Below are 17565 nucleotides of genomic sequence, written 5' to 3' on the forward strand. Positions count from 1 at the left end.
CCTAGGTGCGCGCACCGACGGCGATAGCGTGCAGCCCGTGGAGATCCTCGTCGTCGCAGCCATCGCCGCCGAGGCGGCCTACGTCCCGTCGGGGATGCCCGTCGTGCTCACCGGCATCGGCAAGACCCTCGCCGCCGTCCAGGTGACCCGGGCGCTCGCCGAGCACCCGCGACGCGACGAGGTCGAGGTCGTCAACATCGGCACCGCGGGCGCGCTGCGCCCCGACGTCACCGGGCTGCACGAGGTCGGCACCGTCCTCAACCACGACCTGTCGGCCGACGAGATCCGCCAGCTCGGCATCGACCCGCGCGAGCGGCTCGTGCTCGACCCCGCCCTGCCGACGACGCTCGCGAGCGGTGACCTCTTCGTCACCGACCCGGTGGTGCGCGACCGCATCGCGCGGCGGGCGCACCTCGTCGACATGGAGGGCTACGCCGTCGCGCTGGCCTGCCACGAGATGGGTGTGCCGGTGCGCCTGGTGAAGATGGTGAGCGACGGCGCGGACGAGACCGCGCACGACTGGTCGGCCGCGGTCGACGGCTGCGCGCGCGAGCTCGGGGCGTGGCTCGAGGCCTACGCAGCGAGGCGCTGATCCCCCTTCGCAGACTCGCCGCTGACCGACCCCACCCGATCCGGACGCACCTCTGACGCGACCCTGACCGGACGTCCACCCTCCCTCGACCTGGTCCCGGACACGATGGCCGTGCGGCGGCCCGACCGGTCCGGCGCCCCCTTCGCCCAGAGGTGCCCCATGACCCCGACCCGTCGCGTCGCCGCCCTCGCCGGAGCGCTCGCCCTCGTCGTCGCCCCCGCCGCCCTCCCCGCCCAGGCGCTCGCGCCGGCCGCCACGACCACGGTCGCCGCGTCCGACCCCGGCACGTACTACGACGGCGTCGAGGGGCTGTCCGGCGCCCAGCTGCGCGCTGCGCTCACCGACCTCGTCAGCGACCAGCGGGTCCTGTCGTACTCGCAGGTGTGGGACGGCATCAAGGACGTCGACGAGGACCCGCAGGACACGAGCAGCGTCGTCCTGCTGTACTCAGGCACCTCCTCGCCGAAGAGCAACAACGGCGGCGGGGTCGACAACTGGAACCGCGAGCACGTCTGGGCCAAGAGCCACGGCGACTTCGGCACGACCGCGGGCCCGGGGACCGACCTGCACCACCTGCGCCCGACGGACGTCACGGTCAACTCCGCGCGGGGCAACCTCGACTTCGACGAGGGCGGCACGCAGAACCAGGAGGCGCCCGGCAACTACGCGGACGGCGACTCGTGGGAGCCGCGCGACGCCGACAAGGGCGACGTCGCGCGGATGATCTTCTACATGGCGGTGCGCTACGAGGGTGCCGACGGCTTCGCCGACCTCGAGGTCAACGACCGCACCGGCAACGGCTCCGCGCCGTACATGGGCCGGCTGTCGGTGCTCAAGGAGTGGAACGAGCTGGACCCGCCGAGCGCCTTCGAGCAGCGTCGCAACGACCGCATCCACGACGGCTGGCAGGGCAACCGCAACCCCTTCGTCGACCACCCCGAGTGGGTCGAGTCGATCTTCTAGACGGCCCGCTACGGTCGCACGATGGACGAGCGCAGGACGTGGACGGTGACGACCCACGACTGGACCACCGACGTGGACACCGAGCACCTCGCGACGGTCCGTGCGCACCCCGATACCTTCGGCGAAGGGGGACGACGTCACCTCCTCCTCGAGGTCCTCGCCTACGCGGCCGACGAGGCAGAGGCGCTCGGACGGATCGGCCGGGTGGTCGTCACGCACCACCCGGACGGCTCGGTCACGGTCGCCGACGACGGGCGCGGCACCGACACCCGTCGCGACGCCCAGGGGCGGGTCGTGCGCAAGCCGGTGATGGCGACGCGCGACGTCCGGTTCGTCGACGGCGCCGTCACCCCGCTCCCCGACGGCCTGCCGCGGCGGGTCATGTCGGTCGTCGCCGCGCTCAGCGAGCGCCTCGTCCACGAGAACCACCGTGCCGAGGGCTCGTGGTCGCAGACCTACCGGCACGGCATCCCGGACGCTGGGCTGAGGGGTGTCGAGGGCACCGGCGCCTCGGGGACGCGGTTGACCTTCCGGACGGACCTGCCGGGCCCGGCCCGTCTCACGCCCGAGGACCTCACCGCCTTCGCCTGGCTGGAGGTCGAGGTCCGCACCGTCACGAGGTGACCTCCGGACTGCAGGCGACCGGGGAACCCGTCGGCGACCGGGTTGTCCGTGCGGGGCCGGGACATGTCCCGGTCACCTCTCGACATCCCGGTCACCTCTCGGCATCCCGGTCCGGCGCCGGCATCCCGGTCCGGCGGAGGCGTCACCCCTCGTGCGTCACCCGGCCCCCGAGCACAGTGAGCGAGACGCGCACCTCGCGCAGGCGGGCGGCGGCCTCGGCGGTCGCCTCGCCGTCGCGGGGGTCGACCTCGACGGCGAAGGGGTCGGACGCGAGCAGGACGACGTCGGCCCGGTCGCCGACCCGCAGGTGCTGCCCGTCGGTCGAGGCAGCGAGCGCCTGGAAGGGGGTGATCGCCTGGTCCGGCACCCAGGGAGCGCGGTCGTCGGCGCTGCGGTGCACCGCGGCGGCCATCGCCTCCCACGGGTCGAGCGGGGCGACGGGGGCGTCAGACCCCAGCCGCAGCTCGACCCCGGCGTCACGCATCGCGGCGAGCGCGAAGCAGCGCTCCGCCCGGTCGGGCCACAGCGCGTCGGTGACGTCCCGGTCGTCGAGCAGGTGGGCCGGCTGCACGCTCGCGGCGATGCCGAGCCGCGCCATCCGGGGCAGGTCCTCGAGCCGGACGAGCTGGGCGTGCTCGATGCTGCCCCGTGCCCCCGACGCCTCGAAGGCGTCGAGCGCGTCGGCCAGCGCCGCGTCGCCGATCGCGTGCACCGCCGCCTGCAGGCCTCCGGCCGCGGCCCGGCGCAGCATCTGGGCGAGCTCCTCTGGCCCCACGTTGCTCTTGCCCCGTGGGTCTGGCAGCACGTCGTCGGTGACGAAGGGCTCGCAGCACCACGCGGTGCGGGTGTTAAGCGACCCGTCGCTGATGACCTTGAGCGGGCCCATCGTCACCAGGCCGAGGTCGTCGAGGACGTCGCCGGTGCGCACCCCTTCGGCGAGGGCGTCGTCGAGGGTCGTCGGGTAGGTCGCCGGACGGACCCGGAGGCGGTCGAGCCCGGCGGCGACCCGTCGCGGCCACTCGCGCCACAGCCCGGTCGCGTGCTCGAGGTCGGTGATGCCGACGACCCCGCGGGCGGCGGCCTCGCGCAGCACGCGGTCGAAGGCGGCGTGGACGGCGCGCGGGTTCTGCGGCAGCTCGCCGAGGCGGGCCCACAGCGCGAACCACTCGTCCTCGTCGACATGACCGGCACGAGGCTCCACGCCGAGCGCCCGGTACGCGGCCGAGCTGAGCCAGCCGCCGTGGCAGTCGCCGCTGATGAGCACGACCGGTCGCGACCCGGCGACCTCGTCGAGTGCGGATGTCGAGGGCAGGTCGGCCCATCCTCCGAGCCGCCAGCCGAATCCCTCGACGAGGGAGTCGTCGTCCGGCTCGCCCGCGTCGAGGTGCGCGCGCACCCGGGCGAGCACCTCGCCCGGCCCGGAGGTGTCCGCGAGGTCGACCCGTCGCCCGAGCGCCGCCCACTGCCCCATGTGGACGTGCTGGTCCCACAGCCCGGGGACCGCCCAGGTGCCGCTCACGTCGAGGAGCTCGGCCCCCTTCGCCGGCAGGTCCGGACCGCGCTCGGCGACCCGGCCGTCGCGCAGCCGCAGGTCGACCGGCTCGTGGTCCGACCCCGCCGGCCGGACCCCCCGCAGCAGCAGGTGAGGGGTGCTCGTCGTGCTCATGGGTCGCACCCTAACCACGGACGCGGGGGTGCTCGCGACGGGCGCCCGTGCCCACCCGCGCAGCCACCGCCGACCCCCTCCGCAGTGGTTGACTTCCGTCATGAGCGACACGCAGCAGACCCCCGACCCGCAGCCCGACAACCAGCAGCGCGAGGACGAGGCGCAGCAGCGCACCGAAGGGGTGGAGGTCGAGACCGACCAGGGCCCCGACGACGGCGACGGCGGGCAGCGCCCCGAGGACAGCCCCACCGCGTCCATCTGAGCCATCAGCACCCGGACAGCGACCCTCCTCGGCTGCGGCGACCTCGGCAGCCGCGTCGGGCTGCGCCTCGCGCAGGAGGGCGTGACCGTCACCGGCGTGCGTCGTGACGCCGCCCAGGTACCCCCGCCGATCCGTGGCGTCGCGGCGGATCTCGCCGACCCCGACGTCGACCTGCCCGATCTCGACGCCGACCTCCTGCTCGTCTGCCTCACGGCCGACGGCCGGGACGAGGACGCCTACCGGCGCACGTACGTCGACGGCATGCTGCGCGGCATCGAGGCGGTCGTGCGCGAGCGGACCCCGTCGCGGGCCGTCCTCGTGTCCTCGACCGGTGTCTTCGGCGACGTCGAGGGCGAGGTCGACGAGTCGACGCCGCCCGCCCCCTCCCGGCCCACGGCCCGGGTCCTCCTCGAGGCCGAGCGGGCCTTCGCCGAGGCCCTCCCTCACGGCGTCGTCGCCCGGCTCTCCGGTCTCTACGGTCGCCCGCACCCACGGGTCGTCGACGAGGTGCGCCGCGGCGACGACCACGACCCCGGGCGCTGGACCAACCGCGTCCACCGCGACGACGCCGCCTCGGCGCTCGCCCACCTGCTGACCCGCGTCGACGACCCGGACCGCCTCTACGTCGTCACGGACGACGAGCCCTGCACGTCCGGCGAGCTGCGCGCCCTCGTCGCGGCCGAGCTCGGCGTCCCGTGGTCGAAGGGGGACGACGTCACCCCCGTCGGTCGTCGGCTGAGCAACGCGCGGCTGCGGGCGACCGGCTGGCAGCCGGAGATCCCCAGCTACCGCGAGGGCTACCCGCCGCTCGTCGCCGGCAGCTGACCGGGACCGACGACCTCGCGCAGCGCGTCGAGCTGCTCGCGATCGAGGTAGGAGGGGTTGCTGCCCCACGGGCTGCGCAGCACCTCGAGCCCGCTCAGGACGGGGTGGGCGAGCAGCGCAAGCCGCAGCACGGGCGGGTCGAGAGGGCGCAGCCGCATCGGCAGGTCGTCGACCGGGCCCGGGTGGAGGTCGCGCTCGACCGGGCCGGTGACCTCGCCGACCGCGTGCACCCCTGACGGCACCCGTGAGCTGCCGCCGCTCACCCACAGCAGCACCGGGGCGCCGGGCTCGACGAGCTCGGTGCGGTACGAGCGGCGCACGCACCACCGCCGCACCTCGGCGAAGCCCTGCGCGCGCATCGTCTCGACGTCGCTCGCACCGGGGCTGGCCTTGACCAGCCAGGCCCCGACGTCCTCGGCCCGCACCGCCCTCGCGCTGCCGCGGGCGGTCACAGGACGGGCACCTCGTCGGCGAGCGGGCCGAGGAGGTGGCGCTCCTGCGGGGTCGGACGGCGGCGGCCGGACCCGAGGAGGGCGGCGTCGACGTCCGAGATCGCCTCGTCGAGGGGCATGCCGAGGAGGGCCTCGACCGTGGCCCGGGCGAGGCGCAGCGCTGCCGGCGGGGGTGGCGGCCCCGCCACGTCGAGGTCGAGGTGGTGGACGGCGAGCTCGACCGCCCACGTCGCGAGGAAGTCGCCCGCCGCGAGCACCTGTCCCTGGAAGTCCACGGGGCGGTCGCCCATAAGCGCGGAGGCCGAGCGCACCGCCCCGGTGGTGGCGACGAGGTGCTCCCAGGCACCCCGGGGTCGTCGGTAGGCGCTCGCGGTGCGACGGGTCCACAGGATCGCGGCGACCGTGTCGTCGTCGCTGCCCTGCGCGCCCGGCCCCTCGCGCCAGTACGAGGCGGCGTCGTGGTCCGGGGTCGCCCCGGTGGGGCTGACGCACCCGCCGAGCATCTCCTCGAGCCCGGTGCGCACGTGGACGAGGACCTCGAGGCGGGACCACCCGCGGCAGCGGCTCGGCTCGAGGAGGTCGAGATCGGGCAGGTCGCCGGCCGAGACGAGGGCGTCGAGCGCCTCGTCGAGGGCGCCGCGGCCGTCCTCGAGCGTCACGCGAAGGGGGACGGGCCGGCTCCCGAGGTCGCTCGCCATGCCCTCGACCCTAGGTCCGGCGGCGACTGGGCAGGCGCTTGCGGGCCGGGCTGTCGGTGGCGCGACCTACTGTCGGGGCATGACCTCCACCGTCATCGGGCGCGCGGCGGGAGCGGCGCAGACCCGCCTCGCCCACGCCCTTCGCAGCCGCGTCGCCGGCCCCGACGCGCAGCGCGCCGCCGACCGCATCTGGCGCAGCGAGGGCCCGCGCTGGTTCACCGAGGACGACCCTGTGTGGCGGGTGCACGCCGAGGCCTCGATGTTCCCCGGTGGCATCGCCGCGCTCCTCCTGCAGTCCCTCCATCCGTCCACGATGGCCGGTGTGGCCGGTCACAGCGGCTTCCGCGGCGACCCGTGGGGCCGGCTGCAGCGCACGAGCCACTACCTCGCGACGACGACGTACGGCACGATCGAGCACGCCGAGGAGGCGATCGCCGTCGTGCGCGCCGTGCACTCCCGGGTCCGCGGCGTCGACGACCTCGGTCGGCCGTACTCCGCCGACGACCCCCACCTCCTGCGCTGGGTGCACGTCGCCGAGGTCTGGTGCTTCCTGCGCGCCCACCAGCTCTACGCGGCCAGCCCGCTCGACGTCACCGAGTGCGACCGCTACGTCGAGCAGGCCGCGCTGCCCGCGAGCCGGCTCGGGGCGACGGACCTGCCGACGAGCGTCGCCGAGCTCGAGGCGGCGCTCGAGGAGTACCGCCCGGAGCTGCGCACGACCGAGGCGGCCCGCGACGCCGCCTCCTTCCTGCTGCGCGAGCCCCCGCTGCCCGTGCCTGCCCGGCCGGGCTACGGCCTCATCGCCAGCGGTGCGCTCGGCGTGCTCCCGCCGTGGGCGGGCGAGATGCTCGACCTGCCCGCCCGGCGGGGGCTGGCCCGGTCGCTGGCCCGCGGTGCCGGGGTCGGCGCGACCCGTCTCGTGCGCTGGGGCATGGCGGCGGCATGAGCCCCGGGTCGTGGGCAGCCGGTCCGCCGGAACACCCGGAGCCCGAGCGCTGTTGAGGCCCGCGTGATGGTCACCTACGGATACGAGCACTACGACCGGGCCCGCCACTACTTCGAGGACGGGCAGTACCTCGACGCAGCGCGCGAGCTCGAGGAGCTCTTCACCGACGTGGCTGCCGCCCGGGCCGAGACGCCCGAGGGCGGCGACGGCCGCGACCCGGTGGGGCACGGGCTCTCCGAGCCCCGCCTGCTCCTCGCCCGCTCCTACTACCACTCCGCCCAGCTGCGCCGGGCCGAGGAGGCCGCGCGCCAGGTCCTCGACGAGGACCCGCAGGACGCCTACGCGCACCTGCTCCTCGGGCGCACCCTCGTGCGCGCCGGCCGCGCCGACGAGGCGAAGGGCCCGTTGCGCATGGCCGAGCTGCTCGGCGGCTACGAGACCTCGCAGGCCCCGGGCGCCGAGGTGAGCGACGAGGGGATCTGACCCCCCCTTCGCCCCTGGCGCACGACGACGGGCTGCCCACCGCATCTGCGGTCGGCAGCCCGTCGTCGTCTCTGCCCGCCCCCGTCGGATCGCCCCGACCCGCCTTCGTCGCGAGCTACGGCGCAGTAGTGGTCGTGATCACGACCGGTACTGCGCCGTAGCGCGAGTCAGAGTGGTGAGGCGAAGGTGGTCAGGCGCTGGGGTGGGTCATGTCCATCGGGACGACCCAGGCGTCGAAGTCGGCGCCGTCGACACCGGAGGCCACGGCGGACTCGCGCAGGGTCGTGCCCTCCTTGTGCGCCTTCTTCGCGATCGCCGCGGCCTTGTCGTAGCCGATGTGGCGGTTGAGCGCGGTGACGAGCATGAGGTTGCTCGCGAGGTTTGCCTCGATCCGCTCGTGGATCGGCTCGAGCCCGACGGCGCAGTTCGCGTCGAAGGAGACGCACGCGTCGCCGATGAGGCGCGCCGACTCGAGGACGGCGTGCGCCATGACCGGCTTGTAGACGTTGAGCTGGAAGTTGCCCTGGCTGCCCGCGAAGCCGACGGTCGCGTCGTTGCCGAAGACCCGGGTGGCGACCATCGTCATCGCCTCGGCCTGGGTCGGGTTGACCTTGCCCGGCATGATCGAGGAGCCCGGCTCGTTCTCGGGGATCGCGAGCTCGCCGATGCCGTTGCGGGGGCCGGAGGCGTACCAGCGCACGTCGTTGGCGATCTTCATCAGCGCGCCGGCGAGGGTGCGCTGAGCGGCGCTCACCGCGACGAGCGCGTCGTGCGCCGACAGGCTCGCGAAGAGGTTGCCCGCCTGCGAGAACTCGTGACCGGACTCGGTGGAGATGTGCTGCGCGCACAGCCGCCCGAAGTCGGGGTGGGCGTTGAGGCCGGTGCCGACGGCGGTGCCGCCGATGGCCAGCTCGCGGGCGCGCTCGTCGGCGCGGCGCACGTCCTCGACGGCGAAGTCGATCTGGGCGACCCAGCCGCCGATGACCTGGCCGAGGGTGACGGGGGTGGCGTCCTGCAGGTGGGTGCGGCCGACCATGACGACGTCGGCGTACTGCTCGGCCTTCGCGGCGAGGGTGTCGCGCAGCTGCTGCACGCCCGGGTACATCGTCTCGGCGAGCTCGAGGACGACGGCGACGTGCATGGCCGTGGGGAAGGTGTCGTTGCTGCTCTGACCGCGGTTGACGTGGTCGTTGGGGTGCACCGGGTCCTTGCCGCCGCGGCTGCCGGTGGCGATCTCGTTCGCGCGGCCGGCGATGACCTCGTTGGAGTTCATGTTCGACTGCGTGCCCGAGCCGGTCTGGAAGACGACGAGCGGGAAGTGGTCGTCGAGCTCGCCGTCGACGACCTCTTGGGCGGCCTGGGCGACGAGGTCGGCGATGTCGCGCGGCAGCTGGTCGAGCTCGGCGTTGGCCAGGGCCGCGGACTTCTTGAGGATGCCGAGGGCGCGGATCATCGTGCGCCCCCAGACGAAGGTGTCACGGCCGATGTCGAAGTTGCCGAGGCTGCGCTGGGTCTGCGCGCCCCAGTACCTGTCGGCGGCCACCTCGACGGGGCCCATGCTGTCGCTCTCTGTCCGGGTACCGGCGGTGTCAACCATGGGCGTCACGCTACCGGGGCCCGCCGGGCGCGTCGGCGCGAGTCCGGCGGCACTGCGCCGAGCGAGGACGAAGGGGGCGCGGCCACCCCTTCGCCCGCCGCCCGACTGGTTGACTCGACCCCATGAGCGAGCCCACGACCGAGACCATCACCCTCGACGTCGACGCCCCGGCGCAGCGGGTCTACGCGCTGCTCACCGACCCGGCGCAGCACCCCTCCGTCGACGGCAGCCGGATGGTGCGCGAGCGCCTCGAGGGCGAGCGTCTCACGCAGGTCGGGCAGGTCTTCTCGATGCAGATGCGCCGTCGTCTGCCGGGGCGCGACGCCGAGGACTACGTCATGGACAACCACGTCGTCGCGCTCGTGCCCGACCGGGTCGTCGCCTGGCGACCCGGGCCGCAGGGCGGCCGGCCGATCGGGTGGGAGTGGCGCTACGAGCTCGACCCGATCGACGAGCACCGCACGCGGGTGCGGCAGACCTTCGACTGGACCGACGTGCCGGAGCACGTCGTGCGCGACCTCGGCATCTCCATGCCGGCCCTGCCGACGCAGGTGCGCGAGGAGTCGCTGCGCCGCCTCGCGGCCGCCGTCACGCAGTGAGCGCGGCGCCCGCCTGACGTCCGGCGGCCGAGGCGTGGCCGAGCCACGTGTGCCGGTTGCCGGCCCAGCACCAGCCGACCTTGGGCGCGCCGTCGCGCTCCGGGCCGCCGTCGCGCGGTGCCCCTCCGCTGATCCAGATGGCAGGGACACGCTTGTCGTAGCCGGCGCCCTTGGGCTTGCGGGAGCCGATCGTCATGAAGCAGTGGTTCGGCTCGAGGACCGCGGGCTGCTGGAGCAGCCAGCTGATCCCCTCGGTGAGGGTGAGCGGGGTACGCCCGCGCTCGAGGATGCGCGGCAGCGCCTCGTCGGGGCTGACGTCGCGCAGGTCGTCGCCGCGCTCGACGCCGGTGACGACGTAGAGCGGGGTGTCGGGCACCTCGACCTGCGGGATCGGCCCGAAGGCCGCGAGGTCGGTCATGTCGGGCACGACGAAGCCGGGCTTGCCGCCGCGCTCGAGCAGGGCGGTCAGCCGGGCGGCGGGTACGAGGCTCGGGTGCACGGCGAGCAGGCCCGTCGTGCACAGCAGGTCACCGCCGAAGGACTCGACGAGCTGGTCCTCGTCGACACCGGCGAGCTCGGCCAGGCCGAGGTCGAGCAGCCGGTCGAGCTGGGACGCGACGAACATGGCGGGTCTCCTCAGGTGCCCGGGCGCAGGAGCCGGGAGTCGGTGGGGCGCTGCGCCAGCCCGGCGAGCGCGCTGTCGAGGTCGGGGGCGACGACGACGTCCGCGAGGCTCTCCGCGCTGACGAAGCCGGCGTCGGCCAGGCCCTGCAGGGCGGTGAGCAGCGGCTGCCAGAAGCCCGTGCCGGACGCGGTGGGGAGGTCGAGGAGGGCGATCGGCTTGCCGTGCAGGCCGATCTGACGCCAGGTCCACACCTCGAAGAGCTCCTCGAGCGTGCCGATGCCCCCGGGCAGGACGAGGAAGGCGTCGCACAGGTCGGCCATCTTCGCCTTGCGCTCGTGCATCGAGGTGACGACGTGCAGCTCGGTGATGTCGTCGCGGCCCCACTCACGCTGGACCATGAAGTCGGGGATCACCCCGACGACCTCTCCCCCGGCGCCCATCGCGCCGTCGGCGACGGCACCCATGAGCCCGGCTCCACCCCCGCCGTAGACGACGCCGATCCCGCGGCGGGCCAGCTCGGCCCCGACCTCACGGGCGGCGTCGACGAGGGTCGGGTCGGTGCCGGGGCTCGACCCGGTGAAGATGCAGACGCTGCGCAGCACCCGCCCAGCGTAGGCACCACACCCCTGCGGATGCCCAATCCCGCAGACGAGCCGGGCGAAGGGGGGGCCAGCCCCCTTTGCTGGTGCGGGTGGTCTCGAGGCTCGCCGGCGCTGGAACCTCAACCACCAAGGCCTCGGCGCTCGCGCCTCGACCACCAAGGCCACCGACGAGGCGCTGATCACTGACGGGACCGGGCGGGGCGGCCTAGGGTGACCGCCGTCCCCCATCTAGGAGTGCACCGTGGCACGTCCCGATCTCACCGTCCTCGCCATCCCCGGCTTCGTCGCCGCGATGGGGGCCGAGTACGCGTGGCAGAAGCGCCACCCGGCGCCCGAGGGCGAGGAGCGCGCGGGCGACTACGAGCTCCAGGACACGATCGCCAGCCTCGCGATGGGGGTCGGCAGCCTCGTCGTCCCGCTCGTCACCGCCCCGGCACTGCGACGACTCGCCCCCGGCAGCGGCCGGCTCGGCACGGTCCTCGCGGGCGTGGGCCTGACGGCCGCCGTGGTGACGACCGTCGGCGACGTGCTGCGCCGCCGCCGCGAGCTCGGTCATCTGCCCGAGGCGGGCACCCTGCCCTCGCAGCAGGTCGAGCCCGAGCTCGTGCGCTCCCGGGTCGACGCCCTCGGTCGGCTCACCGCCGGCTCCGCGGTCGCCGCCGTCGCGACCGCGGCCCTGTCGGCCGCGACGCTGTGGAGCACCCAGACCTCCGCGACCCGGCTGGCGCGGTGGTCCCCCTTCGCCCTGCACGGCAAGGTCGGAGCACTCGTCGCGATCGCCGGCTGGGACGTCATCTACTACTGGAACCACCGGCTCTCCCACGAGTCGCGCTGGCTGTGGGCGGTGCACGTCGTGCACCACTCGAGCGAGCGGTACAACCTCTCGACCGCGCTGCGCCAGCCCGTGGCCGAGGGCATCACCATGGCCGTCCCGTACGGCCTGCTCACGCTGCTCGGGGTGAGCCCGCGCGCCATCGAGGACGCCAGGGCGATCAACCTCATCTACCAGTTCTGGATCCACACCGAGGCGATCCGCTCCATCGGCCGTCTCGAGCGCGTGCTCAACACCCCCAGCCACCACCGCGCCCACCACGGCAGCCAGCGGCAGTACCTCGACATCAACCACGGCTCGATCCTCATCGTGTGGGACAAGCTCTTCGGCACCTTCGAGCCCGAGGACAAGCGGGTGCGCTACGGCCTGACGCGCAACCTCGAGACCTACGACGTGCGCACCATCGCCACCCACGAGTGGCGCGACATCGCCCGCGACGTCGCCACCGCGCCGACCTGGTCCGACCGCGCCGGCTTCCTCCTGCGCGGACCCGGGTGGGCCTACGAGCGGCGGGCCGAGCTGGCGGCGCAGGCCACCCCACCGCGTCCCGTGGCCACCCCGGTGGCCGGCTGAGCCCCCCTTCGCCCGACCCGCCCTCGACGACCCGGCCGAAGGGGGTTGCCCGCTGAGACATCATGGGCGGGTGACCATCGTCTTCCTCCACGCCCATCCCGACGACGAGGCCTCCGGCACGGCCGGCTCGATGATCCTCGCCAGCGACGCTGGACAGCGGGTCGTCGCCGTCTACGCGACGGGCGGCGAGCTCGGCACGGTGCCCGACGGGGTCGGCGTCGACGGCCTGGCCGCCCACCGCCGTGCCGAGGCCGAGGCCTCCGCCCGGGTCACCGGGACGGCGCGCGTCGAGTGGCTCGGCTACCGCGACTCCGGGATGCACGGGTGGGAGCAGAACTCCCACGACGGCTCCTTCCACGGCGCCGACGTCGACGAGGCCGCCGGGCGTCTCGCCGCGATCCTCGACGAGGAGGACGCCGACGTGCTCGTCGGCTACGACTGGCACGGCGGCTACGGCCACCCCGACCACGTCCAGGTCCACCGCGTCGCCCACCGGGCCGCCGAGCTGGCTGCCCGCCGACCCCGCCTGCTCGAGGGCACGATGAACCGCGACGAGATCCGCCGCGGCATCGCCGCCGCGAAGGAGATGGGCATGGACCCCGGGTGGGACGCCGACGAGCCGATGGCGGACGGCGAGCCGATCGGCCTGCCGCAGGAGCAGATCCACCACCGCGTCGACGTCACCGGCGTCCTCGACCGCAAGCGCCGCGCGCTGGAGTGCCACGGCAGCCAGGAGGACGTGCAGGGGATGCTGCAGATGCCGCCGCCGGCGTACACGGCGATGTTCGGCGTCGAGTACTACACCGAGCCGGGCGCGGAGCCCGGGATGGTGGACGGCAACCCCTTCGTCTGACCAGGCGCGTTCCGTCCTGCGGAAGATGGTGAGGCAAGGCTTACCTTTGCGCTACCGTTCGTCTCGTGAGCAAGAAGGTCCGGATCGGCAAGATCAAGGTCAAGCAGAAGTGCTGCGTGTCCAAGAAGCGCTGCGACTCCTGCCCGATCCGCCTGCTCAAGGAGGGCAAGATGCCCGAGGGCTACGCCGTCCACAAGCGCAAGCTCGTCACCGTCGAGGCGAAGTCGAAGCTGAGGAAGGCCGCCTGAGGCTCGCCTGTCCTCACGTGACAGCAGCCCCCCGTCTGCCTAGCCTTGCGCGGTATGACGACCTCGCGCTTCGCCGCCCAGCTCAACGTCCAGATCGGTGAGGAGTTCGCGGCCCACCAGCAGTACGTCGCGATCGCCGTGCACTACGACGCGCTGACGATGCCGCAGATGGCCGGCTTCTTCTACCGCCAGGCGCGCGAGGAGCGCGACCACGCGATGATGATGATGCGCTACCTCATCGACACCGACCAGCCGGTGCAGATCCCCGCCGTGTCCGCGCCGGTGAACGGCTTCGAGGGTGTCGTCGCCCCCGTCGAGCGGGCCCTCGCCCAGGAGCGCGAGGTCACGACGCAGATCCACGGGCTGACCCGCACGGCGCGCCAGGAGGACGACTTCGCCGCCGAGCAGTTCATGCAGTGGTTCATCAAGGAGCAGGTCGAGGAGGTCGCCGTCATGGACGACCTGCTCGCCGTCGTCGCGCGCAGCCAGGACGACGTCAACGACATCGAGGCCTACGTCGAGCGCGAGCTGCAGGCCGGCGGCGAGGACCCAATGGCACCGCGCGTCGCCGACGCCTGAGCCCTCAGGGGTAGACGACCCGCAGCCGCTCGAGGACGACGGGCATGTCCGGCCGGTAGCCGCCGGCCGCGTGCGCCTCGAAGTAGTGCTCGTGCGCGAGCCGCCAGTAGCGCAGGCTGCGATCGCCCTCGCCCTCGGCGTGCGCGTGGTCCTCGTCGACGTCCTCGAAGGGGATGACCCGCACGTGAGTCGTCTGCACGAGGGCCCGGGGGTGACCCGCCCCGTCGAGGACGATACCGAGGTCACCCGCCTCGGGCAGCGGCTCGCCGGCCGAGAGGTAGTCGGAGTGGGCGCTCGCGGTGGCGGTCTTCGTGCCGTCGAGGACGAGCGCGAGGAGCCGGTCGGCCTGCTCGGGCGTCGAGCCGAAGGCCCACGACGGCGGGCGGAGCAGCCCCAGCGGGTTGACCCCGGTGTAGGTCGGGACGCCCGGCAGACGCAGCCGACGACTGGCCAGAGACCAGAAGGTGTCGAGCTCTCGGTCCTGCTGCGTGCGCTCGACCATGACCTCAGCCTGCCACGGGCGTGACGCGCACTCGCCCATCGACGACCTCGAAGGAGACGTCAGCGAGCGAGTCGACGACGAGGTCGGCGTCGCCGAGGTCGCCGGGCTCGGTGGTCGTGGTGACCGCGAGCACCGCGCACCCGGCGGCCCGGGCCGCGGCGATGCCGCTCGGGGCGTCCTCGCACACGAGGCAGTCGGTCGGGTCCACGCCGAGCCGCTGCGCGGCGAGGAGGAAGGGGTCGGGCGCAGGCTTGCCACGCTCGACGTCGTCGACCGTGACGAAGGCCTCGGGGGCGTCGATGCCGGCCGTCGCGAGGCGCACCTGGGCGAGCTCGCGGTGGGCCGAGGTCGCGACGGCGTAGCGCCCGCCCTGCGCGGCGAGCGCCTCGATCGCCACGAGCACGCCGGGCAGCGCGACGATGCCCTCGACGTCGGCGAGCTCGAGCTCGTCGATCCGGGCGAGCGCGGTCGTCGCGTCGAGGTGGGGGGCGACGGAGTCGATGATCGCCGCCGCCGGCATCCCGTGGTGGCCGGCGAGCGTGCGCGGGTCGACGTCGTGCTCCTGCGCCCAGCGCACCCACGAGCGCTCGACGGAGCCGCTCGAGTCCACGAGGGTCCCGTCGTTGTCGAAGATGACGGCGGCGAAGGTCCGGTCGGCGAAGGGGGATGAGCTCACCTCCCCATCATCCCCGGCACGCCTGGTCGGCGCCCCGGGCGGGGTCAGGAGCCGGTGACGACGAGGTCGGCGTACTCGTCGTGACGCTCGACGTACGACGCGATGAAGGGGCACGTCGGGACGACGAGCTTGCCCTGCGCGCGCACGTCGTCGAGCGCGCCGCGTGCGAGCGCCGAGCCGACGCCCTGACCCTCGTACGCGTCCTCGACGACGGTGTGCGGCAGCTGGATCGCCTCACCGCGGTCGCGGTACTCGGCGTACCCGGCGACCTGGCCGTCGACGACGGCCTCGTAGCGGGAGCGCTGCTCGTCCTTGCGGATCTCGATGTCGGCCATGTCCGTCATCGTGCCACCGCAGGCCCCCGGCGACGGGTCCGCGAGTCCCGCAGCCCGGCGCCGAGGTAGACGAGGCCGACGAGGGGCAGACCGAGGACGAGCGTGACCGGCAGGACGAGGAGCGTCCACCCGAGCACCTGACCGACGGCGCCGGGCTGCGGCGCCGAGGACCGGTCGACGGCCGCGGTGACGGCGACGAGGGCGAGCCACAGGAGCAGCGGCACCGAGGGCAGGAGGCCGGCGAGGACAGCCACCGCGTGCCGACGACGACCGCTTCGGCGAGGCGCGCGCGCATCCCCCGGGTCGAGCGGCGGCATGGGGGTGCTCATGGCGCGGCGACCGCGCGAGGCCCGCGACGAGCTGCGGCCCGGGCCGGCACGACCAGCAGCACCGACCCCACGACGACCTGCCAGGCGATGGGGGCGTAGACGGCGACGCGCTCGGTGAGCCCCTGCAGGTCGGGCAGCACGGCGAAGCCCACCCCGCCCGCGGTGCCCGCCACGGCGAGGACGGCCGCCAGCAGGGCCGCCCCGGGGTGGTCGCGGCGCAGGGTCGCCGCGAGCAGCACGAGGACGAGCACGCCGCCCCCGATCGCGAGGAGCGCGGCGACCCCGTGACGCAGCGCCTCGGGCGAGCCGGCGACGGCGGCGTCGGACAGGGGCGCGAGACCGACGCCGGCGATGCCCGCCCCGTAGACGAGCGCGGCCCCGGCGGTCACGACCCCCAGACAACCTGCGGCTCCCCGCAGCAGCGACAAGCCGACGGCGACGGCGAGCACGACCCGCACCCCCTGGGCGAGCATCATCGCGTTGATGACCCCGTGCCACGGCGAGCACGCCGGGACGGCACCGCCCCCGCAGTCGGTGCGACCCAGCTCGCTGATGACGGTGCCGGTCCACGAGTACGCCGGCCCGGTCCATGCCGAGGCCGTGACGACCTCGGCGACGACGAAGGCGCCGGACAGGAGCAGCAGCAGCCCGAGCACCCGCGTGCGAGCGGCGCTCACGCCGGGTCAGCCGACGCGCGCGACGGTCTCGTCGAGCCAGGTCACGAGGTCGTCGACGACCTCGTCGCGGTTGGTCTCGTTGAACATCTCGTGCCGCCCCTGGGGGTAGACCCGGGCGGTGACGTCGGTCAGCCCGACCCGCTCGTACTGCGCCTGCACGGCCTCGACGGCGGCCTGCCCGCCGACGGGGTCCTGGCTGCCCGACAGCAGGTAGATCGGCAGGTCCTTGCGGATCCGCTCGGCGTTGGAGTCCTTGGCCAGGTCGCTCACGCCGGCGAGCATGTCCGCGAAGAAGCCGGAGGTGAAGACGGCGCCGCAGCGGGGGTCGGCGACGTAGGCGTCGACCTCGTCGGTGTCGCGCGAGAGCCAGTCGAAGTCGGTCCGCGCGGGCGAGAACTCCTTGTTGAAGGAGCCGAAGGTCAGCGTGTTCATCAGCGACGACGGGTGGCGTCGGCCCCGCAGCCGCGCCTCGAGCGCGGCGACGCGCGCCCCGACCTTGCCGAGCGCACCTGGGTCGCCCATGGTCCCCGAGAGCACGAGCGCGTCGATGCCCGCGCTGCCGCGCGAGACGAGCTCGCGGGAGAGGAAGGAGCCCATCGAGTGGCCGAGGAGGACGAAGGGGACCCCGGCGAAGCGCTCCCGCGCGGCGGCCCCGACGGCACGCATGTCGACGATCGCGGCGCTCCACCCACCGGCGTCGGCGAGATAGCCGGCGTCCTTCGGGTCGTCGACGGTCGCGCCGTGCCCGCGGTGGTCGTGGGCGACGACGGCGTACCCGGCCGCGGTGAGCCGCTGGGCGAGCCGGTCGTAGCGCTGCGCGTGCTCGGCCATGCCGTGCGCGACCTGCACGACCGCCTTCGGCGCGCCGGCGGGCTCCCACACGTAGGTGGCCAGGGCCAGCCCGTCGTGGGGCGAAGGGATGCTCAGCGTCTCCATGGCGGGGAGCCTAGCCACGTCGAGGGCTCTGCGCGCCAGGACGCGGGGCGGGTCGAGGGACCAGGGTGCACCCGGGCATGCCCAGGGACCG

General features: G+C 74.2%; 24 protein-coding genes. 12 read left to right on the plus strand and 12 right to left on the minus strand.

The genetic code is table 11. The features are described 5' to 3' along the window. The first annotated feature begins 37 nt into the window (after positions 1-37). The 3 genes from EEW87_RS10575 (at position 38) to EEW87_RS10585 (ending at position 2179) form a co-directional block, all read left to right on the plus strand. Positions 38-592 (plus strand): nucleosidase, encoded by a 555-nt coding sequence (locus tag EEW87_RS10575; RefSeq protein ID WP_205473704.1) that lies wholly within the window; start codon positions 38-40, stop codon positions 590-592. Between the two features lie 159 nt (positions 593-751). Beyond that, positions 752-1555, plus strand: coding sequence for an endonuclease I family protein (locus EEW87_RS10580; RefSeq protein ID WP_123093049.1), 804 nt, complete (start codon positions 752-754; stop codon positions 1553-1555). A 21-nt stretch (positions 1556-1576) separates the two neighbouring features. Continuing rightward, complete coding sequence (locus EEW87_RS10585) at positions 1577-2179, plus strand: ATP-binding protein (RefSeq protein WP_123093047.1); 603 nt, start codon at positions 1577-1579, stop codon at positions 2177-2179. Between the two features lie 142 nt (positions 2180-2321). On the opposite strand, the gene EEW87_RS10590 is transcribed toward EEW87_RS10585, so the two are convergent. Then, positions 2322-3845 (minus strand): amidohydrolase, encoded by a 1524-nt coding sequence (locus EEW87_RS10590; RefSeq protein ID WP_123093045.1) that lies wholly within the window; start codon positions 3843-3845, stop codon positions 2322-2324. A gap of 100 nt (positions 3846-3945) precedes the next feature. Here EEW87_RS10590 and EEW87_RS10595 point away from each other — a divergent pair, with 100 nt between their 5' ends. After that, on the plus strand, positions 3946-4107 hold the full coding sequence (locus EEW87_RS10595) for a hypothetical protein (protein WP_157089963.1): 162 nt from the start codon (positions 3946-3948) through the stop codon (positions 4105-4107). Between the two features lie 3 nt (positions 4108-4110). Next, entirely contained in the window at positions 4111-4932 is an 822-nt protein-coding gene (locus EEW87_RS10600; protein WP_123093043.1) for an NAD-dependent epimerase/dehydratase family protein, read from the plus strand. On the opposite strand, the gene EEW87_RS10605 is transcribed toward EEW87_RS10600, so the two are convergent. Beyond that, positions 4905-5384, minus strand: a complete 480-nt coding sequence (locus EEW87_RS10605; protein WP_123093041.1) for an EVE domain-containing protein — start codon at positions 5382-5384, stop codon at positions 4905-4907. The two genes, EEW87_RS10600 and EEW87_RS10605, sit on opposite strands and share 28 nt — an antisense overlap. Then, positions 5381-6082, minus strand: a complete 702-nt coding sequence (locus EEW87_RS10610; RefSeq protein WP_123093039.1) for a maleylpyruvate isomerase N-terminal domain-containing protein — start codon at positions 6080-6082, stop codon at positions 5381-5383. Before EEW87_RS10610 ends, EEW87_RS10605 begins: the two co-directional genes overlap by 4 nt. A gap of 79 nt (positions 6083-6161) precedes the next feature. Here EEW87_RS10610 and EEW87_RS10615 point away from each other — a divergent pair, with 79 nt between their 5' ends. Continuing rightward, entirely contained in the window at positions 6162-7028 is an 867-nt protein-coding gene (locus tag EEW87_RS10615; protein WP_123093037.1) for an oxygenase MpaB family protein, read from the plus strand. A gap of 66 nt (positions 7029-7094) precedes the next feature. Continuing rightward, entirely contained in the window at positions 7095-7511 is a 417-nt protein-coding gene (locus tag EEW87_RS10620) for a tetratricopeptide repeat protein (RefSeq protein WP_123093035.1), read from the plus strand. Positions 7512-7701: 190 nt separating this feature from the next. Here the strand turns inward: EEW87_RS10620 and fumC are convergent, their stop codons facing one another. Beyond that, on the minus strand, positions 7702-9108 hold the full coding sequence (fumC, locus tag EEW87_RS10625; RefSeq protein WP_123093033.1) for a class II fumarate hydratase: 1407 nt from the start codon (positions 9106-9108) through the stop codon (positions 7702-7704). Between the two features lie 122 nt (positions 9109-9230). Between fumC and EEW87_RS10630 the strand changes: the two genes are divergently transcribed. After that, on the plus strand, positions 9231-9707 hold the full coding sequence (locus EEW87_RS10630) for an SRPBCC family protein (RefSeq protein ID WP_123093031.1): 477 nt from the start codon (positions 9231-9233) through the stop codon (positions 9705-9707). Here EEW87_RS10630 and EEW87_RS10635 read toward each other — a convergent pair. Together EEW87_RS10635 and EEW87_RS10640 are read right to left on the minus strand one after the other, a co-directional pair. Next, positions 9697-10332, minus strand: coding sequence for a DUF5701 family protein (locus EEW87_RS10635; RefSeq protein WP_123093029.1), 636 nt, complete (start codon positions 10330-10332; stop codon positions 9697-9699). The genes EEW87_RS10630 and EEW87_RS10635 overlap by 11 nt on opposite strands. Positions 10333-10343: 11 nt before the next feature. After that, on the minus strand, positions 10344-10934 hold the full coding sequence (locus EEW87_RS10640; RefSeq protein WP_240341583.1) for an LOG family protein: 591 nt from the start codon (positions 10932-10934) through the stop codon (positions 10344-10346). A gap of 241 nt (positions 10935-11175) precedes the next feature. On the opposite strand from EEW87_RS10640, the gene EEW87_RS10645 reads away from it, so the two are divergent. The 4 genes from EEW87_RS10645 to EEW87_RS10660 all read left to right on the plus strand — a co-directional run bounded on the left by EEW87_RS10645 (position 11176) and on the right by EEW87_RS10660 (position 14019). Next, positions 11176-12339 (plus strand): sterol desaturase family protein, encoded by a 1164-nt coding sequence (locus EEW87_RS10645; RefSeq protein ID WP_123093025.1) that lies wholly within the window; start codon positions 11176-11178, stop codon positions 12337-12339. A 70-nt stretch (positions 12340-12409) separates the two neighbouring features. After that, entirely contained in the window at positions 12410-13192 is a 783-nt protein-coding gene (locus tag EEW87_RS10650; RefSeq protein WP_224766956.1) for a PIG-L deacetylase family protein, read from the plus strand. A gap of 65 nt (positions 13193-13257) precedes the next feature. Then, on the plus strand, positions 13258-13440 hold the full coding sequence (locus EEW87_RS10655) for a hypothetical protein (protein ID WP_123093021.1): 183 nt from the start codon (positions 13258-13260) through the stop codon (positions 13438-13440). Positions 13441-13494: 54 nt separating this feature from the next. Further along, positions 13495-14019 carry a ferritin gene (locus tag EEW87_RS10660; RefSeq protein ID WP_123093019.1) on the plus strand — a complete coding sequence of 175 codons (525 nt, stop codon included), beginning with the start codon at positions 13495-13497 and terminating at the stop codon, positions 14017-14019. 4 nt (positions 14020-14023) lie between these two features. Here EEW87_RS10660 and EEW87_RS10665 read toward each other — a convergent pair whose 3' ends face one another. The 6 genes from EEW87_RS10665 to EEW87_RS10690 all read right to left on the minus strand — a co-directional run bounded on the left by EEW87_RS10665 (position 14024) and on the right by EEW87_RS10690 (position 17474). After that, the gene (locus tag EEW87_RS10665) at positions 14024-14521 is read right to left on the minus strand and encodes an ASCH domain-containing protein (protein ID WP_123093129.1); all 498 of its coding nucleotides are present in this window, start codon (positions 14519-14521) and stop codon (positions 14024-14026) included. A gap of 4 nt (positions 14522-14525) precedes the next feature. Then, positions 14526-15197 carry an HAD-IA family hydrolase gene (locus EEW87_RS10670; RefSeq protein ID WP_123093017.1) on the minus strand — a complete coding sequence of 224 codons (672 nt, stop codon included), beginning with the start codon at positions 15195-15197 and terminating at the stop codon, positions 14526-14528. 44 nt (positions 15198-15241) lie between these two features. Next, a complete protein-coding gene (locus EEW87_RS10675) occupies positions 15242-15532 on the minus strand; it encodes a GNAT family N-acetyltransferase (protein ID WP_123093015.1) in 291 nt (96 codons plus the stop codon). A 5-nt stretch (positions 15533-15537) separates the two neighbouring features. Beyond that, positions 15538-15786 carry a hypothetical protein gene (locus EEW87_RS10680; protein ID WP_123093013.1) on the minus strand — a complete coding sequence of 83 codons (249 nt, stop codon included), beginning with the start codon at positions 15784-15786 and terminating at the stop codon, positions 15538-15540. 71 nt (positions 15787-15857) lie between these two features. Beyond that, positions 15858-16538, minus strand: a complete 681-nt coding sequence (locus EEW87_RS10685; protein WP_123093011.1) for a DUF998 domain-containing protein — start codon at positions 16536-16538, stop codon at positions 15858-15860. A 6-nt stretch (positions 16539-16544) separates the two neighbouring features. Further along, complete coding sequence (locus EEW87_RS10690; RefSeq protein WP_123093009.1) at positions 16545-17474, minus strand: alpha/beta hydrolase; 930 nt, start codon at positions 17472-17474, stop codon at positions 16545-16547. Between the last annotated feature and the right edge of the window lie 91 nt (positions 17475-17565).

Source organism: Janibacter melonis (assembly GCF_003721155.3).
GTDB lineage: Bacteria > Actinomycetota > Actinomycetes > Actinomycetales > Dermatophilaceae > Marihabitans > Marihabitans melonis.

Bases quoted from the DNA above. Each gene is read 5' to 3' on its own strand.
- fumC (WP_123093033.1), bottom strand. From the start codon at position 9,108: ATGGTTGACACCGCCGGTACCCGGACAGAGAGCGACAGCATGGGCCCC.
- EEW87_RS10615 (WP_123093037.1), top strand. From the start codon at position 6,162: ATGACCTCCACCGTCATCGGGCGCGCGGCGGGAGCGGCGCAGACCCGC.
- EEW87_RS10610 (WP_123093039.1), bottom strand. From the start codon at position 6,082: ATGGCGAGCGACCTCGGGAGCCGGCCCGTCCCCCTTCGCGTGACGCTC.
- EEW87_RS10635 (WP_123093029.1), bottom strand. From the start codon at position 10,332: ATGTTCGTCGCGTCCCAGCTCGACCGGCTGCTCGACCTCGGCCTGGCC.
- EEW87_RS10630 (WP_123093031.1), top strand. From the start codon at position 9,231: ATGAGCGAGCCCACGACCGAGACCATCACCCTCGACGTCGACGCCCCG.
- EEW87_RS10660 (WP_123093019.1), top strand. From the start codon at position 13,495: ATGACGACCTCGCGCTTCGCCGCCCAGCTCAACGTCCAGATCGGTGAG.
- EEW87_RS10595 (WP_157089963.1), top strand. From the start codon at position 3,946: ATGAGCGACACGCAGCAGACCCCCGACCCGCAGCCCGACAACCAGCAG.
- EEW87_RS10620 (WP_123093035.1), top strand. From the start codon at position 7,095: ATGGTCACCTACGGATACGAGCACTACGACCGGGCCCGCCACTACTTC.
- EEW87_RS10585 (WP_123093047.1), top strand. From the start codon at position 1,577: ATGGACGAGCGCAGGACGTGGACGGTGACGACCCACGACTGGACCACC.
- EEW87_RS10590 (WP_123093045.1), bottom strand. From the start codon at position 3,845: ATGAGCACGACGAGCACCCCTCACCTGCTGCTGCGGGGGGTCCGGCCG.
- EEW87_RS10690 (WP_123093009.1), bottom strand. From the start codon at position 17,474: ATGGAGACGCTGAGCATCCCTTCGCCCCACGACGGGCTGGCCCTGGCC.
- EEW87_RS10665 (WP_123093129.1), bottom strand. From the start codon at position 14,521: ATGGTCGAGCGCACGCAGCAGGACCGAGAGCTCGACACCTTCTGGTCT.
- EEW87_RS10580 (WP_123093049.1), top strand. From the start codon at position 752: ATGACCCCGACCCGTCGCGTCGCCGCCCTCGCCGGAGCGCTCGCCCTC.
- EEW87_RS10675 (WP_123093015.1), bottom strand. From the start codon at position 15,532: ATGGCCGACATCGAGATCCGCAAGGACGAGCAGCGCTCCCGCTACGAG.